Origin of the sequence: Pseudomonas sp. V98_8, assembly GCF_029967975.1 — a bacterium.
Classification (GTDB): domain Bacteria; phylum Pseudomonadota; class Gammaproteobacteria; order Pseudomonadales; family Pseudomonadaceae; genus Aquipseudomonas; species Aquipseudomonas umsongensis.
In genome coordinates, this window is record NZ_JASCAE010000006.1 from 195184 (window position 1) to 214213 (window position 19030).

Below are 19030 nucleotides of genomic sequence, written 5' to 3' on the forward strand. Positions count from 1 at the left end.
TTAGTTAAAGGAAATCCGGTTAACCGAATCGACCGCCCAGTCGCGTTCGGAAAACCGAATGCAAAAAGATCGCAACCTGCGGCAACTCGCTCTGTAGGAGCTGCCGCAGGCTGCGATCTTTGATCTGCTGCTTTATTCAAGCAATCCGTCAGGCTGCTTCAATCTTGCTGCGGTTCTGCTCGACCTTGCTCAAGTAATCGGCGAGCCTTTGCTGTTGCTCGGGGGTGGTGAACAAGCCGAGCTTGCTGCGTCGCCACAGAATGTCGTGGGCGCTGGTTGCCCACTCTTCGCTGCACAGGTAATCGACTTCGCGGGTGTAGAGACCGCCGCCGATGTGTTCGCCCATGTCATTGAGGTTCTGTACGCCTTCGAGCATGCGCCAGGTCCGACTGCCGTAGGTGGTGGCCCAACGGCGCGAGATTTCGCTGGGGATCCAGTCGAACTTGTCACGGATCTGCGCGCTCAGCGCCTGTGGCGTGCTCATGTCCTCGCCGCCCGGCAGGGTGGCGTTGGCGGTCCAGCTTGGCAAGATGTGCGGGAAGTACGACGCCAGTTGCGCCAGTGCCGATTCGGCCAGCTTGCGGTAGGTGGTCAGTTTGCCGCCAAATACCGACAGCAGGGGCGCTTCCTCGCCACTGCCCGACAGCGCCAGGGTGTAGTCGCGGGTGACAGCCGATGGGTTGTCGGACTCGTCGTTGCACAGCGGACGAACGCCGGAGTAGCTGTGCAGGATATCGCCACGGCCGATCTGTTTTTTGAAGTGGGCGTTGACCACTTGCAGCAGGTAATCGGTTTCGGCCTCGGTAATCGCCACTTTTGCCGGATCACCGGTGTACTCGCGGTCGGTGGTGCCGATCAGGGTGAAGTGATTGAGGTATGGAATGGTGAAGACGATGCGCTGATCTTCGTTTTGCAAGATGTGCGCGTGATCGCCTTCATAGAGCTTCGGCACGATCAGGTGGCTGCCCTGGATCAGGCGAATGCCGTAGGGCGATTCCATTTTCAGGTCGTCACGAATGAACTTGGCGACCCAAGGACCGGCTGCGTTCACCAGCGCCTTGGCACTGATCGAAAACAAGCTGCCATCGGCGCGTTCAAGGTGCAGGTGCCATAAGCCCTTGGTGCGACGCGCGCTGACGCAGCGGGTCTGGGTGTGGACGTGGGCGCCTTTTTCCCGGGCGGCCATGGCGTTCAATACCACCAGTCGGGCATCGTCGACCCAGCAGTCGGAATACTCGAAACCTTTGGTGATTTCACTTTTCAGCGCGCTGTCGGGGCCGAACTTCAGGCTTTTGGAACCGGCCAGCTTTTCCCGTTTACCCAGGTTGTCATAAAGGAACAGGCCGGCGCGGATCATCCAGGCCGGGCGCAGGTGCGGGCGATGCGGGAGTACAAAGCGCATTGGCTTGACGATGTGCGGGGCCTTGGCCAGCAGCACTTCGCGCTCGGCCAGGGCTTCGCGCACCAGGCGGAATTCGTAATGTTCAAGGTAACGCAGGCCGCCGTGGATCAGCTTGCTGCTGGCCGATGAGGTGTGGCTGGCCAGGTCATCCTTTTCGCAAAGGAACACCGAGAGCCCGCGGCCCGCGGCGTCTGCCGCGATCCCTGCGCCGTTGATTCCGCCACCGATGACGGCGATATCGTAGACCTCGGCGAGAGGTGGCGTAGGTGAAAGAGAAGTGGGCATCGGCTAAGGCCTCGGGATTCTTTGATTTTCTGTATTTGAATTCGAACATTAATGTTCATTTGCGAAAATCTTAGCCCATAAAGACGCGCACAGCCAGTCGACTTCGATTGAAAAAACTCATCGAAGGACGGTTAAAGGAAAATATTCGAACATTTTAATAAGACAGGCGAGGGCTTGTGGCGAGGGGATTTATCCCCGTTGGGCTGCGCAGCGGCCCTGAAGCCTGCACCCACGGTGTACCTGGTACACCGGGTGCGAAGGATTTGCGACTGCTATGCAGCCGAGCGGGGATAAATCCCCTCACCACAGGCGCAGGGGTTAAACGACTTCGAGGCGAATCTTGTGTTGATTCAACAACTGCGTCAGCGCCGGCACCGGCTGCTGGTCGGTCACCAGGCAATCGATCAGGCTGATGGGCCCCAGGCGGATCATGGCGTTGCGCCCGAATTTGCTGGAGTCGGCGGCGAGAATCACTTTGCGCGCGTTGGCGATGATCGCCTGGGATACCCGCACTTCCTGATAATCGAAATCCAGCAGGCTGCCATCTTCATCGATGCCACTGATGCCGACCAGGGCAAAGTCGACCTTGAACTGGTTGATGAAGTCGACGCTGGCCTGGCCGACCACGCCGCCGTCACGCCGCACATTGCCTCCGGTCAGCAGGACGTCGAAGTCGTCCTTGGCGCTGAGCATCGAGGCCACGTGCAGGTTATTGGTGATGATTTTCAGGTGACTGTGATTGAGCAGGGCGCGGGCAATCGACTCAGTGGTCGTACCGATATTGATGAACAGCGAAGCGTGATCGGGGATCTGTGCGGCAATGGCTTCGCCGATGCGCTGTTTCTCGTCGCGCATTTGATCGGCGCGCATGGCGTAGGCAGTGTTTTCAACACTGGAATCGTAAGCTGCGCCACCATGGTAGCGGCGCAATAGATTGGCTTCCGCCAGCTGATTGATATCGCGGCGGATGGTCTGCGGGGTAACAACGAACAGCGTGGCCATTTCCTCGATGCTCACATAACCGCGTTCGCGAACCAGTTCGAGGATTTGCTGCTGACGGGGAGGCAGATTCATGGGGCGTCCTTTGGGCTGCCGTGCAAAATTTGCCCATGATGCCGCAGGAATCTGCTCCCTACCAGTTACATCCCGATACGAGCCTTCAGCCTGGCTTATTCAGCCCCTTCGTGAGGCTCCCAATCGCGTGTGCGGCTGACGGCTTTTTTCCAGCCGGCGTAGAGTTTTTCCTTCGCTGCTTCATCCAGGGTCGGTTCGAACTGGCGCTCGATCACAGCCTTGCCGCGCAACTCGTCCAGGCTGCCCCAGAAGCCACAGGCCAGTCCCGCCAGGTAAGCGGCGCCCAATGCCGTGGTTTCGCGCATCTGCGGACGCTCGACCTGGGTGCCGAGAATGTCGGCCTGGAACTGCATCAGGAAGTTGTTCGCCACTGCACCGCCGTCAACGCGCAGGGCCTTGAGGCGTTCGCCGGCATCCTGCTGCATGGCGTCGAGGACGTCGCGGGTCTGATAGGCAATCGATTCCAGCGCGGCGCGAATGATGTGATCGACGCGCACGCCACGGGTCAGGCCGAACAGCGCCCCACGGGCGTAAGGGTCCCAGTACGGCGCGCCGAGGCCGGTGAAGGCGGGTACCAGGTACACGCCGTTGCTGTCCTTGACCTTGTTGGCGAAGTATTCGGTGTCGTGGGCGTCGTTGATGACCTTCAACTCATCGCGCAGCCACTGGACGGTGGAGCCGCCGTTGAATACCGCCCCTTCCAGCGCATAGGCGACTTCGCCGCGTGGGCCGCACGCGATGGTGGTGAGCATGCCGTGGTTGGATTTCACGGCTTTGTCACCGGTGTTCATCAGCAGGAAGCAACCGGTGCCGTAGGTGTTTTTCGCTTGGCCGGATTCGACGCACATCTGCCCGAACAGGGCGGCCTGCTGGTCGCCAGCGATACCACCGATGGCGATGCCGCTTTTGGTGTGACCGTAAATTTCCGAAGAGGACTTCACCTGCGGCAACATTTCCCGGGGGATGTCCAGCAACTCGAGCATCTTCGCATCCCACTCCAGGGTATGGATGTTGAAGAGCATCGTGCGCGAGGCGTTGGTGTAGTCGGTGACGTGCACCTTGCCGCCGGTAAATTTCCAGATCAGCCAGCTGTCGACAGTGCCGAACAGCAGCTCACCGTTGCGCGCGCGCTCGCGGCTACCCTCGACGTTGTCGAGAATCCACTTGAGCTTGGTGCCGGAAAAGTACGGGTCGGTAACCAGTCCCGTGGTTTCGCTGATGTATTGCTCATGGCCATCGCGCTTGAGCTGTTGGCAGATTTCGGTGCTGCGTCGACATTGCCAGACGATCGCGTTGTAGATCGGGCGACCGGTATTCTTGTCCCAGACCACCGTGGTTTCACGCTGGTTGGTGATGCCGATGGCTGCGACCTGATCGTGATGCAGGCCAGCTTGCGCCAAGGCCTCGACCATCACTGCGCTTTGGGTGGCGAAGATTTCCATCGGATCGTGTTCGACCCAGCCGGCTTGCGGATAATGCTGCGCGAACTCGCGCTGTGCGGTGCAGACCACGTTGGCGTCACGGTCGAAAATGATCGCGCGCGAGCTGGTCGTACCCTGATCGAGGGCAATGATGTAATTCTTGTTCTGAGTGTCGGTCATGTCGATTGCCTTGGACGAAAAAGGGAAGTGAGGTCTGGCGCGCGAGCAAACGGGCAGGTTTCGCGCGCCAACGCTATCAGGAAATTCTGGGCTTGCCGTCAATGGCCGGTGTTGCACCCTGTGTAGCAGGCGCGGCGCCAGGCAAGTGACGGGCGATCAAGCCGCGGTAGGCGGCAGCACCCAGGCAGGCACCGACAATCGGCGCAAAAACCGGAATCAGGAAGTACGGGATATCGCGTCCGCCAGTGAAGGAAATTTCACCCCAGCCAGCGAAGAATGTCATCAGTTTAGGACCGAAGTCGCGTGCCGGGTTCATCGCAAAACCGGTCAGCGGGCCCATGGAACTGCCAATCACCGCAATCAGCAGGCCGATCAGTATCGGCGCCAGCGGGCCGTTGGGCAGGCCATTGTTATCATCGGTCAGCGACATGATCACGCCCATCAGGATGGCGGTGATGATCACTTCGACGAGGAACGCCTGGGCCGTGGACAAGCTTGGATTGGGGAAGGTGGAGAACACCGACGCCAATTCGAGGCTGGCCGCACTGCCGCGAACCATTTGGTGAGTTTGTTCGAAATCGAAGAATAGATTGCTGTATAGCGTGTACACCAGTAATGCGCCGCAAAAGGCGCCAGCCACCTGGGCGACGATGTAGAAAGGCAGTTTGCGCTTTTCGAAGTCGGCAAAAATGCTCAGTGCGATACTGACGGCAGGGTTCAGGTGAGCGCCGGACACCCCGGCGGTCAGGTAGATCGCCATGCTCACCCCGACACCCCAGATAATGCTGATTTCCCAGAGGCCAAAGCTGGCACCCGCGACCTTGAGCGCGGCAACGCAGCCCGTACCAAAGAAGATCAGCAGCGCAGTCCCCAGGAACTCGGCCATGCATTGGCTCGACAGCGACGGTTGTTGTAAAGCAGTTGTCATTGAAACCTCATTTTTTTTCTTGTCTGGCGCTTTCATTTCATCATGGTCGAAGCGCGTTTTTCATTGAGGCAGGATCCCCATCCTGTTCCCGTTTTACAGCTGGGCACTGCGGTAAGACATTTCATACAGTTTCAGAAACGAAAAAATATAGACAAGAAACGCTGATGTCAAAGGTCGAAAGTGAACCATTGGTCACAAATAATCTATTAGTTCTGTGAATGATCGCGTCGGTGAGTGTGCGAATCACATGGGCTTTTTTAAGGCAGCGCCGCGATAGAGCCTTTTGTGGGTCAATGTCTTAGAATCCGGCCCAGGATTTTCTACCGCCACCCAGTCTGGAGCTGTCATGACACCCGCATTGGATTTGCTGAAAAAGGTTCGCGCCGAACACCGTGTGCACAGTTATGAACATGACCCGAAGGCTGCTTCCTATGGGTTGGAAGCTGCGGAGAAGCTCGGACTGGACCCGGCGCAAGTGTTCAAGACCTTGCTGGCGGCCAGTGAGAAAGGCGAATTGCTGGTTGCGGTGGTGCCCGTCGGCGGAAGCCTGGACTTGAAGGGCCTGGCCCATGCGGCCAAGGTGAAGAAGGTCGAAATGGCCGACCCTGCGGCGGCGCAACGCTCCACCGGTTATCTGCTGGGCGGTATCAGCCCGCTGGGACAGAAGAAGCGCTTGCGGACCTTTATCGACAATTCGGCCCAGCCGTTGGCGAGCATTTTTGTCAGCGCGGGACGGCGGGGGTTGGAGGTCGAACTGGCACCGGCAGTGCTGGCGGAGCACACCCAGGCAACATTCGCCGATATAGGCCGAGCTTGAACTTGGGTTGAAAACGAAAAGATCGCAGCCTGCGGCAGCTCCTACAGGGAGCGCATTCCAATGTAGGAGCTGCCGCAGGCTGCGATCTTTTGCTGTTGATCAGTGCGCGGTGCTGTGGCGCCGCACGCCTGAATCAACGGTCGGAATTTGCGCCGCCATGCTGCCGGAGGCCTGGAACAGCACCAGATGTTCCGCCGCCACACGAATGCCGACTTCTGCGCCGATCTGATGATCGACATGGCTCGGGAAGATCGATTCCAGTTGTGCGCCGGTCAGCATTTGCAGGCGGTAAAGCGTCGAGGCCCCCTGGAAAGACTTGCCGACGATCCGCGCCTTCAATGCACTGTCTGGCGCATAGACGATATCGTCCGGACGCAGCAATACATCTACCGCACCGCCGACCGGCCAGGTGTAGGCGCGGTTGCCGCGCAATTCACCGAGTTCCGTCTGCACCGACTCCGGGCTGCTCAGCTGGCCGCGAATGAAGTAACCCTGGCCGATGAAGCTGGCCACATAGGGTGTCAGTGGTTCGTGATAGAGGTTGTAGGGCGTATCCCATTGCTCAAGCCGGCCTTCCTTGAACACGCCGACGTGATCGCTGACCGCGAAGGCCTCTTCCTGGTCGTGGGTCACCAGGATCGCGCTGGTGCCACGGGCCTTGAGGATGTCGCGCACCTCGTGGCTGAGTTTGCGGCGCAATTCTCCGTCGAGGTTGGAGAACGGTTCGTCCAGCAGCAGCAATTGCGGTTCTGGCGCCAGGGCGCGAGCCAGGGCGACCCGTTGCTGCTGGCCGCCGGAGAGCTCGTGGGGGTAACGCTTGCCGAGGTTTTTCAGGTTGACCAGTTCGAGCAACTCTTCGGTGACGCGATCCTTGTTCGGATGTTTGCGAATGCCGAAGGCGATGTTGTCAGCCACGCTCAAATGCGGAAACAGGGCGTAGTCCTGGAACACCATGCCGATGCGACGTTTCTCGGGTGCGAGTGTGAAACCGGCGCTGGAGATGGTCTCGCCAGCCAGCTGGATGTCACCTTCGTGCACCGGTTCGAAGCCGGCAATGGCGCGCAGGGTGGTGGTCTTGCCGCAGCCCGAAGAGCCCAGCAGGCAACCGATATCACCGGCGTTCAAATGCAGGTTGAGGTTTTGCACCACGCGCTGGTCTTGATAGCCGCAGGCGAGGTTGCGCAGGTTGAGCAGTAATGGCTGGCTCATGCGTGGTGGTACGCCGCTTCGACTAGAAACTCGAGCAGCGCCTTTTGTGCATGAAGCCGGTTTTCAGCCTGGTCCCATGCCACTGAGCGCGGGTCGTCGAGCAGGTCGAGGCTGATCTCTTCGCCGCGGTGAGCCGGCAAGCAATGCATGAACAGTACGTCCGGGGCGGCCAGGTCGAGCAGGGCACGGTTGACCTGGTACGGAGCAAACAGCTGCAGGCGCTTGGCAGTTTCTTCTTCCTGGCCCATGGAGGTCCAGACGTCAGTGCTCACCAGATGCGCACCGCGCACGGCGTCCTGGGGATCACGAACGATGGTCACCCGATCGCCGGCCTTGGCCACGAATTCGGGATTGGGTTCGTAACCTTCCGGGCAGGCGACGCGCAACTGGAAGTCGAACTGGATCGCCGCTTCTATATAACTGTTGCACATGTTGTTGCCGTCACCGATCCAGGCAACGGTCCTGCCCTGGATGGAGCCACGGTGCTCGAGGAACGTCTGCATGTCGGCCAGCAACTGGCACGGGTGCAGGTCGTCGGACAGGCCGTTGATCACCGGCACACGGGAATTGGCGGCGAATTCGGTCAGGTTGCTGTGGGCAAAGGTGCGGATCATCACGGCATCGAGCATGCTCGACATGACGATCGCGCAGTCGCCGATCGGCTCGCCACGGCCCAATTGGGTGTCGCGTGGCGACAGGAAGATCGCCTGGCCACCGAGCTGGATCATGCCGGCTTCGAACGAAATTCGGGTGCGGGTCGAGGACTTTTCGAAAATCATCCCGAGCACGCGGTTTTTCAAAGGCTCGAACAGTACACCGCGGTTACGCAGGTCTTTGAGCTCAACGCCTCGACGGATCACGCTGACCAGCTCTTGGGGCGTGCAATCCATCAGGGAGAGAAAGTGCCTTGCGCTCATCATTGACTACCTTTTTGCTACAAACCGCAGATGCTCAAAGCCTTGTTTAACGGAACAACGGGCGAGACCTGCGGCGTAAGCCGCACGGGGCGACGAAATAGGGGAAGGCGCGATCTTATAATTAAATGTCGCGTCTTACCAATAGGGCTACGGTTTTAGGGGATTTCAGAGGGGCTATCGGTGGACCGCAATAGCGCTTTTGAAGCCTGTTTCCTGACAGCAGCCAGGCATTTGTACACCGGGGCCTTGGAACTTGGCAATCCAGAGGGGCGGGGATGGCGAACAGACAGTCGGTTTTCGGCCGGTGGTTCGTGGCCTTGGTGCCGGGCACAGCCGATCTGAAATACTTGCGAATGCAAAGTGCTGGGTTATAACTAATTCACGAGTGACGCAGGAAGCTCAGCGATGGAATCGAAAGAACAACAGCTTATGGAATTGCTCGGCCTCACGGCACGCTGCCTGACTCACCTGACCGCCTCCATGACATCGATGTCTTTCGAACTGCTGCGCAGCGACGACCAGGTCACACGTGACGCAGGACGGCGCATGATCGATCGCATGGTCACCATCAGTGCCGGGCTTGACGAACACTGGCGCCTGATTGGCGAGCTGACCGGTGTGCACGCAGCCCAAGCGCCGGTCGAAACCCTCCAGGAAATCCAGTTGCACACGCCGCCGAGGTTGCCTTCGAGCTGATGGCCCGCGGTTATCGGCAGGCCTGATAACCACCGATTCACAAGATGAACGTCGCTGGCGCGCTGGAGGGGCAGGCACCATAGTTTTGTTTCCGCGGTCGTTATTGCCCGCCCCGAACAAGACAGAGACTGGCCATGACCAAGACTCTCCATCACCGTGCGTGCCATTTGTGTGAAGCCATTTGCGGACTGACCATCGAAACCACCGAGCTCGATGGCAACCTGCAGATCACCTCGATCAAGGGCGACCCCCAGGACAGCTTCAGCCGTGGGCACATCTGCCCCAAAGCGGTTGCCCTGCAAGACATACAGAACGATCCGGATCGCCTGCATCAGCCAATGCGACGGGTGGGCAGCGAGTGGCAACCCATCGAATGGGACGACGCCTTCAACCTGGTCGCCGAACGCCTGGCCGCGATTCAGGAGCGCCACGGGCAGAACGCGGTGGCGGTCTATCAAGGCAACCCCAGCGTGCACAACTATGGGCTGATGACCCACAGCAATTACTTCCTTGGCTTGCTGAAAACCCGTAACCGGTATTCCGCGACGTCGGTCGACCAGTTGCCCCATCACCTGACCAGTCACTTGATGTATGGCCACGGTTTGCTGTTGCCGATACCGGACGTCGACCACACCGACTTCATGTTGATCCTGGGCGGCAACCCGCTGGCCTCCAACGGCAGCATCATGACCGTGCCCGACGTGGAAAAACGCTTGAAGGCGATCCAGGCCCGAGGCGGCAAGGTCGTGGTGGTCGATCCGCGTCGCAGCGAAACGGCGGCAATCGCCGACCAGCATCTGTTCGTGCGTCCCGGTGGCGATGCGGCGCTGCTGTTCGGTCTGCTGCATACCCTGTTCGCCGAAGGCCTGACCCGCGACAGTCATTTGCCAGTGGACGGTCTGGACCAGGTGCGCGAAGCCGTGGCCGGCTTCAGCGCCGACGTCATGAGCCCATTGTGTGCGGTGCCGGCGGAGCAGATCCGCCAATTGGCACGGGATTTTGCCGCCGCACCCACGGCGGTTTGCTACGGCCGCATGGGCGTCTCGACCCAGGCATTCGGCACCCTGTGCCATTGGCTGGTGCAGTTGATCAACCTGGTTACCGGCAACCTCGACCGCGTCGGCGGTGCCTTGTGCACGGAACCGGCGGTGGACCTGGTGGCCTCGACGTCGGGCGGACACTTCAATTTATGGCAGAGCCGGGTGTCCGGGCGCCCCGAGTATGGCGGCGAACTGCCGGTCTCGGCGCTGGCCGAAGAGATGCTCACCGAAGGCGAAGGGCAGGTCCGTGCATTGATCACCGTGGCGGGCAACCCGGTGCTGTCCACGCCCAATGGACGCCAGCTCGAGCAGGCGCTGGACGGCCTGGAGTTCATGGTCAGTGTCGACTTGTACATCAATGAAACCACGCGTTATGCCGACCTGATCCTGCCGTCTACTTCTGCGCTGGAAAACGATCATTACGACACCACCTTCAATATGTTTGCGGTGCGCAACGTCAGCCGCTTCAACCGCGCCATCCTGCCCAAGCCCGAGGGTGCGTTGCACGACTGGGAGATTTTCGTCGGGTTGGCCCAGGCGTTTGCAGCCAAGACCGGCAAGGAGTTGAAGCCCACCATCGCCCCGGCGCAGATGATCGACCGCGGTTTGCGCATGGGACTGTACGGCGACGCGTCGCCGCACAATCTGTCCCTGGCAACCCTGTTCGATCATCCCCATGGCGTTGACCTGGGCGCACTGAAACCCAACTTGGCGCCACGCCTGAAAACCGCCAATCAACGAGTCCAGGCTGCCCCCGCCGCGATCCTCGCCGACCTGGCGCGTTTCGCGACATTGCAGGCGCCGACCAGCGATGAGTTGTTGATGATCGGCCGGCGACATGTGCGCAGCAATAACTCATGGATGCACAATTATCACCGTCTGGTGAAGGGCAAGCCGCGTCATCAGTTGTTGATGCATCCGGATGATCTGGCGAGTCGCAAGTTAAGCGACGGGCAGAAGGTGCGGGTCAGCTCGCGGGTCGGGGTGATCGAAGTGGAAGTGTTGGCCAGCCTGGATATGATGAAAGGTGTGGTCAGCCTTCCACATGGTTGGGGCCATGCCCGGCCAGGTGTGCAAATGAGCATCGCCAGTGGTCAGCCGGGTTCCAGCGCCAATGACCTGACCGACGAGTGTCAGCTCGACGAGTTGTCGGGTAATGCGGCGTTGAACGGTGTACCAGTGACCGTGGTAGCGGCCTGATCGCATCTGACGGAGAGACCGAGCAGGGCGCTCGGCTTTCCGTTACAATGCGCCACCGTGCCGACCCATGAGTCGGAAAGTTCAGCCGAGGTGCTCCATGGATATCATCGAAACGATTAAAGAGCAGATTGCCAACAACACCATTCTGCTTTACATGAAAGGCTCGCCGAATGCCCCGCAGTGCGGCTTCTCCGCGAAAGCCGCGCAGGCCGTGATGGCGTGTGGCGAAAAATTTGCGTACGTGGATATCCTGCAGAACCCGGAAATCCGCGCCAACCTGCCTAAATACGCCAACTGGCCAACTTTCCCGCAACTGTGGGTAGCTGGCGAGCTGGTTGGCGGTAGCGACATCATGACTGAAATGTCCGCTGATGGTTCGTTGCAGGCGCTGATCAAGGACGCCGCTGCCAAAGCAGCAGCAGCCAAGACCGAAGCCTGATACACGGGCATCAAAAAGGCCCTTCACGGCAAACCGTGAAGGGCCTTTTTTTTGGTTCCGGATTGGGAAACATGGATAGCGCAATACCTGTAGGAGGTTGTCCTTTGGGATGAAGCTGACTAAGATGTCAAAAAATTCATCCTATGATTGGATGAAAGGATGAATCCAATGTCAGATACCTCTCCGTTAATCAAGCGCTCCCTGGTCGATCAGGCACTGGAGCAGTTGCGCTTGCGCATCAACCAGGGCGTCTGGGCGGTCGGCCAGCGTTTGCCCACCGAGCCCGAGTTGTCCGCAGAGCTGGGCATCAGCCGCAATACGGTGCGCGAAGCCATGCGCGTGCTGGCGTTTTCCGGGTTGATCGAGATCCGTCAGGGTGACGGCAGTTACCTGCGCGCGGTGGTCGATCCGCTGGACACCCTAAAGGCGTTGTCCCGCTGCTCACTCGAACAGGCCCGCGAGACCCGGCACATCCTGGAAGTCGAGGCCATTGGCCTGGCCGCCATGCGCCGCACCGATGAAGACCTGGTGGCCTTGCGCGAGGCACTGGGCGTCAGCGGTAGCCATTATCACGGCGATCTCGACACCTATATCGCCTGTGACCTGGTGTTCCACCGGCGCCTGGTGGACGCCGCGCACAACCCGACACTCAGTGAGCTGTATCGCTATTTCTCCAGCGTTGTCGGCGAACAATTGCGCCACTGCCTGAACATCACTCCCCGACGCCAGGAGGTGTTCGACCTGCACGTCGAACTGCTTGATGCCGTGGAGCAACGCGACCCGGAGCGGGCCAAAGCCCTGTCGAGGCAGTTGATCAATGAACCTTGAAACCGAGAACGCCATGTCCAGCCAGCACACCGATGTCACTTCACCCAAGCGCACGGCAGAGCTGGAAGAGCTGCTGATCGACGCCGAGGCCGATGACGAGCAGGTCCAGCAAACCCAGCCAATTCTGCGGCGTCCGTGGTTGTTGCTGCTGGGCCTGATCCTGGTGGCTTTGAATCTGCGTCCGGCGCTGTCGAGCATGGCGCCGCTGCTGAGTGAGGTGTCGAAAAGCCTCGGCCTGTCGGCGGCCCAAGCCGGTTTGCTGACCACGCTACCGGTGCTGTGCCTCGGGTTGTTCGCTCCGCTGGCACCGGTGCTGGCGCGCCGCTTCGGCGCTGAACGTGTGGTGTTGGGCATTCTCCTGACGCTGGCGGGAGGGATCATCCTGCGCAGTGCCTTCGGCGAAATCGGTCTGTTTGCCGGCAGTGTGCTGGCAGGTGCCAGCATCGGCGTGATCGGCGTGTTGCTGCCGGGCATCGTCAAGCGCGACTTTGCTAAACACGCCGGGACCATGACCGGTGTCTACACCATGGCCCTGTGCCTGGGGGCGGCCATGGCCGCAGGCGCCACGGTGCCGTTGAGCGAACACTTCGACAAAAGCTGGAGCCTGGGCCTCGGGTTCTGGGTGATTCCAGCCTTGATCGCGGCGATTTTCTGGCTGCCACAAACCGGGCAGAAACACGGCGCGCATAACGTTGCCTATCGCGTGCGAGGATTGCTGCGCGACCCGTTGGCCTGGCAAGTCACCTTGTACATGGGCCTGCAATCGTCGTTGGCCTACATCGTGTTCGGCTGGTTGCCGTCGATCCTGATCGGTCGTGGCCTGAGCGCAACCCAGGCCGGCCTGGTGCTGTCGGGGTCGGTGATCGTTCAATTGGTCAGCTCCCTCGCCGCGCCATGGCTGGCGACGCGTGGCAAGGACCAGCGCCTGGCGATCGTGATCGTCATGGCGCTGACCCTGGCAGGTTTGTTCGGTTGCCTGTACGCCCCGATCGAAGGCTTGTGGGGGTGGGCGATTGTGCTGGGGCTGGGGCAGGGCGCCACGTTCAGCCTGGCATTGACCCTGATCGTATTGCGCTCGCGCGATTCCCACGTGGCGGCGAACCTGTCGAGCATGGCCCAAGGGTTCGGTTACACCCTGGCGTCCATGGGACCGTTCGCGGTCGGCATCGTGCACGACTGGACCGGCGGCTGGAGCGCTGTGGGTTGGATCTTCGGGGTGATCGGCCTGGGTGCGATCATTGCCGGCCTTGGTGCCGGGCGGGCACTTTACGTCCAAGTCGAAAGCGAAAGGGTTTGACCCTTGCGCACTGTCGGTATTCGCCTTGCGAATGCCGATAGTGTTCGGCGGCTTTGCAGACTATCTTGCAGGCAATCCTTTATTCGTACGGAGCCTGCCCATGAGTGATGCCCATCGCGCATTGATCACCCAGTTCTACCAAGCCTTCCAGCGGCTGGACGCCGAGGCCATGAGCGCCTGCTATACCGATGACGTGGTGTTCAGTGATCCGGCGTTTGGCGAACTTCGGGGGCGCGATGCTGGCGACATGTGGCGCATGCTCACGACCCGGGCCAGGGATTTCTCCCTGACCTTCGATAGCGTTCACGCCGATGAGCACACGGGCGCCGCGCATTGGGTCGCGACGTACCTGTTCAGCCAGACCGGCAACACCGTGGTCAACGACATCCAGGCTCGATTCGTCTTCCGTGACGGCAAGATCTGCGAACACCACGACCGTTTTGATCTGTGGGCCTGGTCGCGCCAGGCATTGGGTTTCAAAGGCCTGATCCTGGGCTGGACGCCATTGGTAAGGAACGCCGTTCGGGCACAGGCCCTGAAGGGGCTGAAGGCATGGCAGGCCAGTCGCTGATAAGATCGCGGCTTGTTTCCTTTCAAGTTTTGATTGTGCCGTGACCACCCTCAGCGAAAATCCTCTCGACGCCAATGCACCGGTGAGCAAACCCTGGTTCGTCTACCTCGTGCGCGCGGCCAATGGTGCGCTCTACTGCGGGATCAGCGACGATCCGGTACGCCGCTTTGCCACTCACCAAAGTGGCAAGGGCGCGCGCTTCTTTCTCTCCAGCCCTGCCGTGGCGCTGGTCTATACCGAACGCTGCCGCGATAAAAGCGAAGCGTTGCGCCAGGAACGGCTGATCAAGAAACTCAGGAAAAGCGCCAAGGAATGCCTGGTGGCGAGCTTTGCTGCCGGCTTATCAATCTGACTGATAAGTTCCCATCAGGCATATCGGTGTGATGCTTATGGATTGCGCGCTAAGCTGCGGATTCCTTACCCGTGCGGCGGAGCCGAGCATGTCCGAGTTGATTCTTCATCATTACCCGACCTCCCCTTTTTCTGAAAAGGCCCGCTTGCTGCTGGGCTTCAAGGGGCTGTCCTGGCGCTCGGTGAACATTTCGCCGGTGATGCCAAAGCCTGACCTGACGGCCCTGACCGGAGGCTATCGCAAAACCCCGGTGTTGCAGGTGGGTGCCGATATTTATTGCGACACTTCGTTGATTGCCCGGCGCCTGGAGCAGGAAAAGGCCTTGCCGGCGTTCTTCCCCGAAGGCCAGGAAATGATCGCGGCCTCCTTTGCCGCGTGGGCCGATTCGGTGGTGTTCCAGCATGCAGTCAGCCTGGTGTTTCAGCCGGAATCGGTAGCCGTGCGCTTTGGCAATATGCCGCCGGAAGCGATCAAGGCATTCATCGCCGACCGCGCCGCGTTGTTCAGCGGTGGCAGTGCTATACGCTTGTCTACTGAGCAGGCCAAACACCAATGGCCGACGATCATGGCGCGCCTGGAGCAGCAGCTGCAGCGCGAGGAGGGCGATTATCTGTTTGGCGAGCCGTCGATTGCCGACTTCGCAATGGCTCATCCCCTGTGGTTCCTCAAGGCAACCGCCGTGACCTCACCCTGTGTGGATAGCTATCCGGCGGTGTCGGCCTGGTTGGCGCGGGTGCTCGGTTTCGGTCACGGTGCGCCGAGCGAGATGACGTCTGAAGAGGCTCTGGAGGTGGCGCGCAATGCCACGCCGGCTGATCTGCCGGACGAGCAGTTTGCCGATCCGAACGGGTTCCAGGCCGGTCAGCAGGTGGTGATTGCCGCGACTGACTATGGCGTTGATCCAGTAGCGGGGGAGCTGCTGTTCGCCGGTCGCGAGGAATTGATTCTGCGTCGTAAAGACGAGCGCGACGGTTGGGTGCATGTGCATTTTCCGCGGTTCGGGTTTCGCATCGGGGCCTGCTAAAAGCGAAAGATCGCAGCCTGCGGCAGCTCCTGCAGGGGATCGATGTACACCCTGTAGGAGCTGCCGCAGGCTGCGATCTTTTGATCTTTAAATCATTTCAACGCCGCAAGAATCGCATCCGGGTCATACCCGCGAATCAACGTCCCGTTGACATCGATGATCGGAATTCCGCCGCCGCCCAGCGCCTGGTAATCCTTGCGCGCTTCGTCATCCTTCTCGATATCGAATTCCTTGTAGGGAATGCCTTTCTGATCGAGAAAGCGCCGGGTCAGTTTGCAGTAGCCGCACCACTCGGTGGCGTAAAGCACGACGTTGGCCTTGGCCTGGGTCTGCTCGGGCACTACTTGCGACGGGTTGAACACCCGCTCGATCTTGCCCCAATGCTGATAGATCACGACCACCAACAGGATCAGCAGGCATTTCTTCAATACGCTGCCAAGCATCAGTTGCGGCGCTTGAGCTGATCGGTGAGCGACGTTGGCAGTCCCTTGATGATCAGCGTGCCGGCTTCTTCGTCGTACTCGATCTTCGAACCCAGCAGGTGCGCTTCGAAACTGATGGACAGGCCTTCGGCGCGGCCGGTGAAGCGGCGGAACTGGTTCAGGGTGCGTTTATCAGCCGGGATTTCTGGCGACAGGCCGTAGTCCTTGTTGCGGATATGGTCGTAGAAGGCTTTCGGGCGGTCTTCGTCGATCAGTTCCGATAACTCTTCCAGGCCCATCGGTTCGCCGAGCTTGGCCTGGCTGCTGGCGTAATCCACGAGGGTCTTGGTTTTCTCGCGCGCGTCGTCTTCGGGCAGGTCTTCGCTTTCGACGAAGTCACTGAAGGCCTTGAGCAGGGTGCGGGTTTCGCCGGGGCCGTCAACGCCTTCCTGGCAACCGATGAAGTCACGGAAATACTCCGAAACCTTTTTGCCATTCTTGCCTTTGATGAACGAAATGTACTGTTTGGACTGCTTGTTGTTCTGCCACTCCGACACGTTTATGCGCGCCGCCAGGTGCAACTGGCCCAGGTCCAGGTGACGGGAGGGGGTCACGTCCAGTTGTTCGGTCACCGCGACGCCTTCACTGTGGTGCAGCAGGGCGATCGCCAGGTAATCGGTCATGCCTTGTTGATAGTGGGCGAACAGGACGTGGCCGCCGACCGAGAGGTTGGACTCTTCCATGAGTTTTTGCAGGTGTTCCACCGCCACGCGGCTGAAGGCGGTGAAGTCTTTGCCGCCATCGAAGTACTCCTTCAGCCAGCCGCTGAACGGATGCGCCCCGGATTCGGCATGGAAGAAACCCCAGGCCTTGCCTTGTTTGGCGTTATAACTTTCGTTGAGGTCGGCAAGCATGTTCTCGATGGCGCTGGACTCGGCCAACTCGGAGTCTCGAGCGTGCAGAACTGCAGGTGTGCCGTCGGGTTTTTTGTCGATCAGGTGGACGATGCAATGACGGATCGGCATGGGCTTCTCGGCTGATTGAAGACGGGAGGGCGTGCTCCCCGAAAAAGCGCCCAGTGTACCGCAACCACTGGTTTTGGCGCGGTGCGAACGGCAATTGCGGGGCGACCGGTGGTGCTTATGGGTTTTTTTGCCGATTTAGAGCAATAAAGCTGACCAATTGGGTAGCTAGAGGCGGATATTTCCCCGCCTCTGTGCTAGTTTTGCGCGGTCTTACGCGTAGTCACTGCGTTAAGCGTGCATTCAGCATTTGTCAGGTCGAACCAAACCCTGATTTCGGAATCTATAACCCCGATCCCGTGGTTATTTGGCCGAGGGTGCCGGATCCAAAAGATCGGGCTCGATGGCTGACACTGCACTCTGCAATCCATATGAATTTGATAGGGAAGGAACACTACATGGCTCTTACTAAAGACCAACTGATCGCCGACATCGCTGAAGCTATCGACGCGCCGAAAACCACCGCGCGTAACGCTCTGGACCAACTGGGCCAAATCGTTGCCGATCAGCTGGAAAACGGCGGCGAAATCACTCTGCCAGGTATCGGCAAACTGAAAGTGACTGAGCGTCCTGCCCGTACTGGCCGTAACCCTTCGACCGGCGCCGCCATCGAAATCGCTGCCAAGAAAGTGATCAAGCTGGTTGTGGCTAAAGGCCTGACCGACGCTGTTAACAAGTAAGACTTGTTAAAAAAAAACCGTGCGCCGGAGTGATCCGGGCACGGTTTTTTTGTGTCCGCAGATTATTGCGCTGCAGGTCTCGCCCAGCGCGTCTGACGCCAGGCTTGTTGTTGCGCTGGGGTCTGGAACGTCCAGGCCACAAAGCGGCTTTGTTTCTGGCCTTGGGACATTTCCACCACCTGGCTTTGCAATGCCCCGGCTTTTTTCAATGCGGTCTGGATTGCCGGCAGGTTCGAGGCTTTCGATACCAGGGTGCTGAACCACAACACCTGCTGACCCACCTGCGCGCTCTCGCTGATCAGTTGGGTGACGAATCGCGCTTCACCGCCCTCGCACCACAATTCCGCCGCCTGACCGCCAAAATTCAACACTGGCAGTTTGCGTTTCGGATCGGCCTTGCCCAACGCGCGCCATTTACGGCTGCTGCCTCGGGTGGCTTCCTCCAGCGAGGCGTGGAAGGGCGGGTTGCACATCGTCAGGTCAAACCGTTCGGCGCTCTCCAGCAGACCCAGCAAAATATGCTTGCGGTTGCCCTGCTGGCGAATCTGGATGGCCTTGTTCAAACCGTTGGACTGGATGATGGCCCTGGCGGCGGCGATGGCGGTGGCGTCGATTTCCGAGCCGAGGAACCGCCAGCGGTAGTCGCTATGACCGATCAATGGATACACGCAGTTGGCGCCCATGCCCACGTCCAGCACCTTGACCGCGGCGCCTCGGGGAATCTCGCCATCATTGCCGCTGGCCAGCAGGTCGGCGAGGAAGTGCACGTAGTCCGCACGCCCCGGAACGGGTGGACACAGATAGTCGGCCGGAATGTCCCAGTGGGCGATGCCGTAGAACGACTTCAGCAGCGCCCGGTTGAACACCCGCACCGCGTCCGGGCTGGCGAAGTCGATGCTTTCCTTGCCGTAGGGGTTGATGATCACGAACTTCGCCAGTTCCGGCGTGGTCTTGATCAGCGCCGGGAAGTCGTAACGACCCTGGTGGCGGTTACGCGGATGCAAGCTGGCCTTTTCGCGCGGCTCCACGGCTTTGGCCGGGGTCACGGGTTCGGGCTTTTTACGCGCAGGTTTGGGTGTACGGGGGGCGGTCATGGGTGTGATCGATTCGGGTATGGCTAAAAGTGGCGGCTATTGTCCCACATCCAACCGTAATCGGTGCGCCCCTGTAGGAGCTGCCGCAGGCTGCGATCTTTTGATCTTGTTTTTTAAAAGCAAGATCAAAAG

The 19030-nt window shown here is 59.7% G+C and carries 19 protein-coding genes; 10 read left to right on the forward strand and 9 right to left on the reverse strand.

Annotated elements, in window-relative coordinates; translation table 11 throughout:
- Nucleotides 1-148 precede the first annotated feature (148 nt).
- From glpD to QLG10_RS06530, 4 genes are all read right to left on the reverse strand, one after another.
- Complete coding sequence (glpD, locus tag QLG10_RS06515; protein ID WP_110752744.1) at nucleotides 149-1687, reverse strand: glycerol-3-phosphate dehydrogenase; 1539 nt, start codon at nucleotides 1685-1687, stop codon at nucleotides 149-151.
- Nucleotides 1688-2005: 318 nt separating this feature from the next.
- Nucleotides 2006-2761, reverse strand: coding sequence for a DeoR/GlpR family transcriptional regulator (locus QLG10_RS06520; protein ID WP_095193067.1), 756 nt, complete (start codon nucleotides 2759-2761; stop codon nucleotides 2006-2008).
- 95 nt (nucleotides 2762-2856) lie between these two features.
- The gene (gene glpK, locus QLG10_RS06525; RefSeq protein ID WP_020799855.1) at nucleotides 2857-4362 is read right to left on the reverse strand and encodes a glycerol kinase GlpK; all 1506 of its coding nucleotides are present in this window, start codon (nucleotides 4360-4362) and stop codon (nucleotides 2857-2859) included.
- A gap of 76 nt (nucleotides 4363-4438) precedes the next feature.
- The gene (locus tag QLG10_RS06530) at nucleotides 4439-5290 is read right to left on the reverse strand and encodes an MIP/aquaporin family protein (protein ID WP_110752746.1); all 852 of its coding nucleotides are present in this window, start codon (nucleotides 5288-5290) and stop codon (nucleotides 4439-4441) included.
- A 346-nt stretch (nucleotides 5291-5636) separates the two neighbouring features.
- On the opposite strand from QLG10_RS06530, the gene ybaK reads away from it, so the two are divergent.
- Entirely contained in the window at nucleotides 5637-6107 is a 471-nt protein-coding gene (ybaK, locus tag QLG10_RS06535; RefSeq protein ID WP_110752748.1) for a Cys-tRNA(Pro) deacylase, read from the forward strand.
- A 99-nt stretch (nucleotides 6108-6206) separates the two neighbouring features.
- Here the strand turns inward: ybaK and QLG10_RS06540 are convergent, their stop codons facing one another.
- Together QLG10_RS06540 and argF are read right to left on the reverse strand one after the other, a co-directional pair.
- On the reverse strand, nucleotides 6207-7316 hold the full coding sequence (locus QLG10_RS06540; RefSeq protein WP_110752750.1) for an ABC transporter ATP-binding protein: 1110 nt from the start codon (nucleotides 7314-7316) through the stop codon (nucleotides 6207-6209).
- Nucleotides 7313-8233, reverse strand: a complete 921-nt coding sequence (gene argF / locus QLG10_RS06545) for an ornithine carbamoyltransferase (protein WP_282486272.1) — start codon at nucleotides 8231-8233, stop codon at nucleotides 7313-7315. The genes QLG10_RS06540 and argF overlap by 4 nt, the downstream gene beginning before the upstream one ends.
- A 405-nt stretch (nucleotides 8234-8638) precedes the next feature.
- Between argF and QLG10_RS06550 the strand changes: the two genes are divergently transcribed.
- The 8 genes from QLG10_RS06550 to QLG10_RS06585 all read left to right on the forward strand — a co-directional run bounded on the left by QLG10_RS06550 (nucleotide 8639) and on the right by QLG10_RS06585 (nucleotide 15680).
- A complete protein-coding gene (locus QLG10_RS06550) occupies nucleotides 8639-8929 on the forward strand; it encodes a hypothetical protein (RefSeq protein ID WP_110752754.1) in 291 nt (96 codons plus the stop codon).
- A 134-nt stretch (nucleotides 8930-9063) separates the two neighbouring features.
- A complete protein-coding gene (locus QLG10_RS06555) occupies nucleotides 9064-11169 on the forward strand; it encodes a molybdopterin oxidoreductase family protein (protein ID WP_282486274.1) in 2106 nt (701 codons plus the stop codon).
- 97 nt (nucleotides 11170-11266) lie between these two features.
- Nucleotides 11267-11608, forward strand: a complete 342-nt coding sequence (gene grxD / locus QLG10_RS06560; protein WP_007938922.1) for a Grx4 family monothiol glutaredoxin — start codon at nucleotides 11267-11269, stop codon at nucleotides 11606-11608.
- Nucleotides 11609-11776: 168 nt separating this feature from the next.
- Nucleotides 11777-12436, forward strand: a complete 660-nt coding sequence (locus QLG10_RS06565) for a FadR/GntR family transcriptional regulator (RefSeq protein WP_110752758.1) — start codon at nucleotides 11777-11779, stop codon at nucleotides 12434-12436.
- Nucleotides 12426-13733 (forward strand): CynX/NimT family MFS transporter, encoded by a 1308-nt coding sequence (locus tag QLG10_RS06570; RefSeq protein WP_110752760.1) that lies wholly within the window; start codon nucleotides 12426-12428, stop codon nucleotides 13731-13733. The genes QLG10_RS06565 and QLG10_RS06570 overlap by 11 nt, the downstream gene beginning before the upstream one ends.
- 100 nt (nucleotides 13734-13833) lie before the next feature.
- Nucleotides 13834-14304, forward strand: coding sequence for a nuclear transport factor 2 family protein (locus tag QLG10_RS06575; protein ID WP_033043298.1), 471 nt, complete (start codon nucleotides 13834-13836; stop codon nucleotides 14302-14304).
- Between the two features lie 40 nt (nucleotides 14305-14344).
- Entirely contained in the window at nucleotides 14345-14656 is a 312-nt protein-coding gene (locus QLG10_RS06580; RefSeq protein WP_110752762.1) for a GIY-YIG nuclease family protein, read from the forward strand.
- Nucleotides 14657-14744: 88 nt separating this feature from the next.
- Complete coding sequence (locus tag QLG10_RS06585) at nucleotides 14745-15680, forward strand: glutathione S-transferase family protein (RefSeq protein ID WP_282486281.1); 936 nt, start codon at nucleotides 14745-14747, stop codon at nucleotides 15678-15680.
- Nucleotides 15681-15772: 92 nt separating this feature from the next.
- Here the strand turns inward: QLG10_RS06585 and QLG10_RS06590 are convergent, their stop codons facing one another.
- The gene (locus tag QLG10_RS06590; protein WP_248679796.1) at nucleotides 15773-16123 is read right to left on the reverse strand and encodes a glutaredoxin family protein; all 351 of its coding nucleotides are present in this window, start codon (nucleotides 16121-16123) and stop codon (nucleotides 15773-15775) included.
- Nucleotides 16123-17127 (reverse strand): nucleoid-associated protein YejK, encoded by a 1005-nt coding sequence (gene yejK / locus QLG10_RS06595; protein ID WP_020799836.1) that lies wholly within the window; start codon nucleotides 17125-17127, stop codon nucleotides 16123-16125. The genes QLG10_RS06590 and yejK overlap by 1 nt, the downstream gene beginning before the upstream one ends.
- 395 nt (nucleotides 17128-17522) lie before the next feature.
- On the opposite strand from yejK, the gene QLG10_RS06600 reads away from it, so the two are divergent.
- Nucleotides 17523-17804 carry an HU family DNA-binding protein gene (locus QLG10_RS06600; RefSeq protein ID WP_007905514.1) on the forward strand — a complete coding sequence of 94 codons (282 nt, stop codon included), beginning with the start codon at nucleotides 17523-17525 and terminating at the stop codon, nucleotides 17802-17804.
- 62 nt (nucleotides 17805-17866) lie between these two features.
- Here QLG10_RS06600 and rlmF read toward each other — a convergent pair whose 3' ends face one another.
- Nucleotides 17867-18898, reverse strand: a complete 1032-nt coding sequence (gene rlmF, locus QLG10_RS06605) for a 23S rRNA (adenine(1618)-N(6))-methyltransferase RlmF (protein WP_282486290.1) — start codon at nucleotides 18896-18898, stop codon at nucleotides 17867-17869.
- Nucleotides 18899-19030 lie beyond the last annotated feature (132 nt).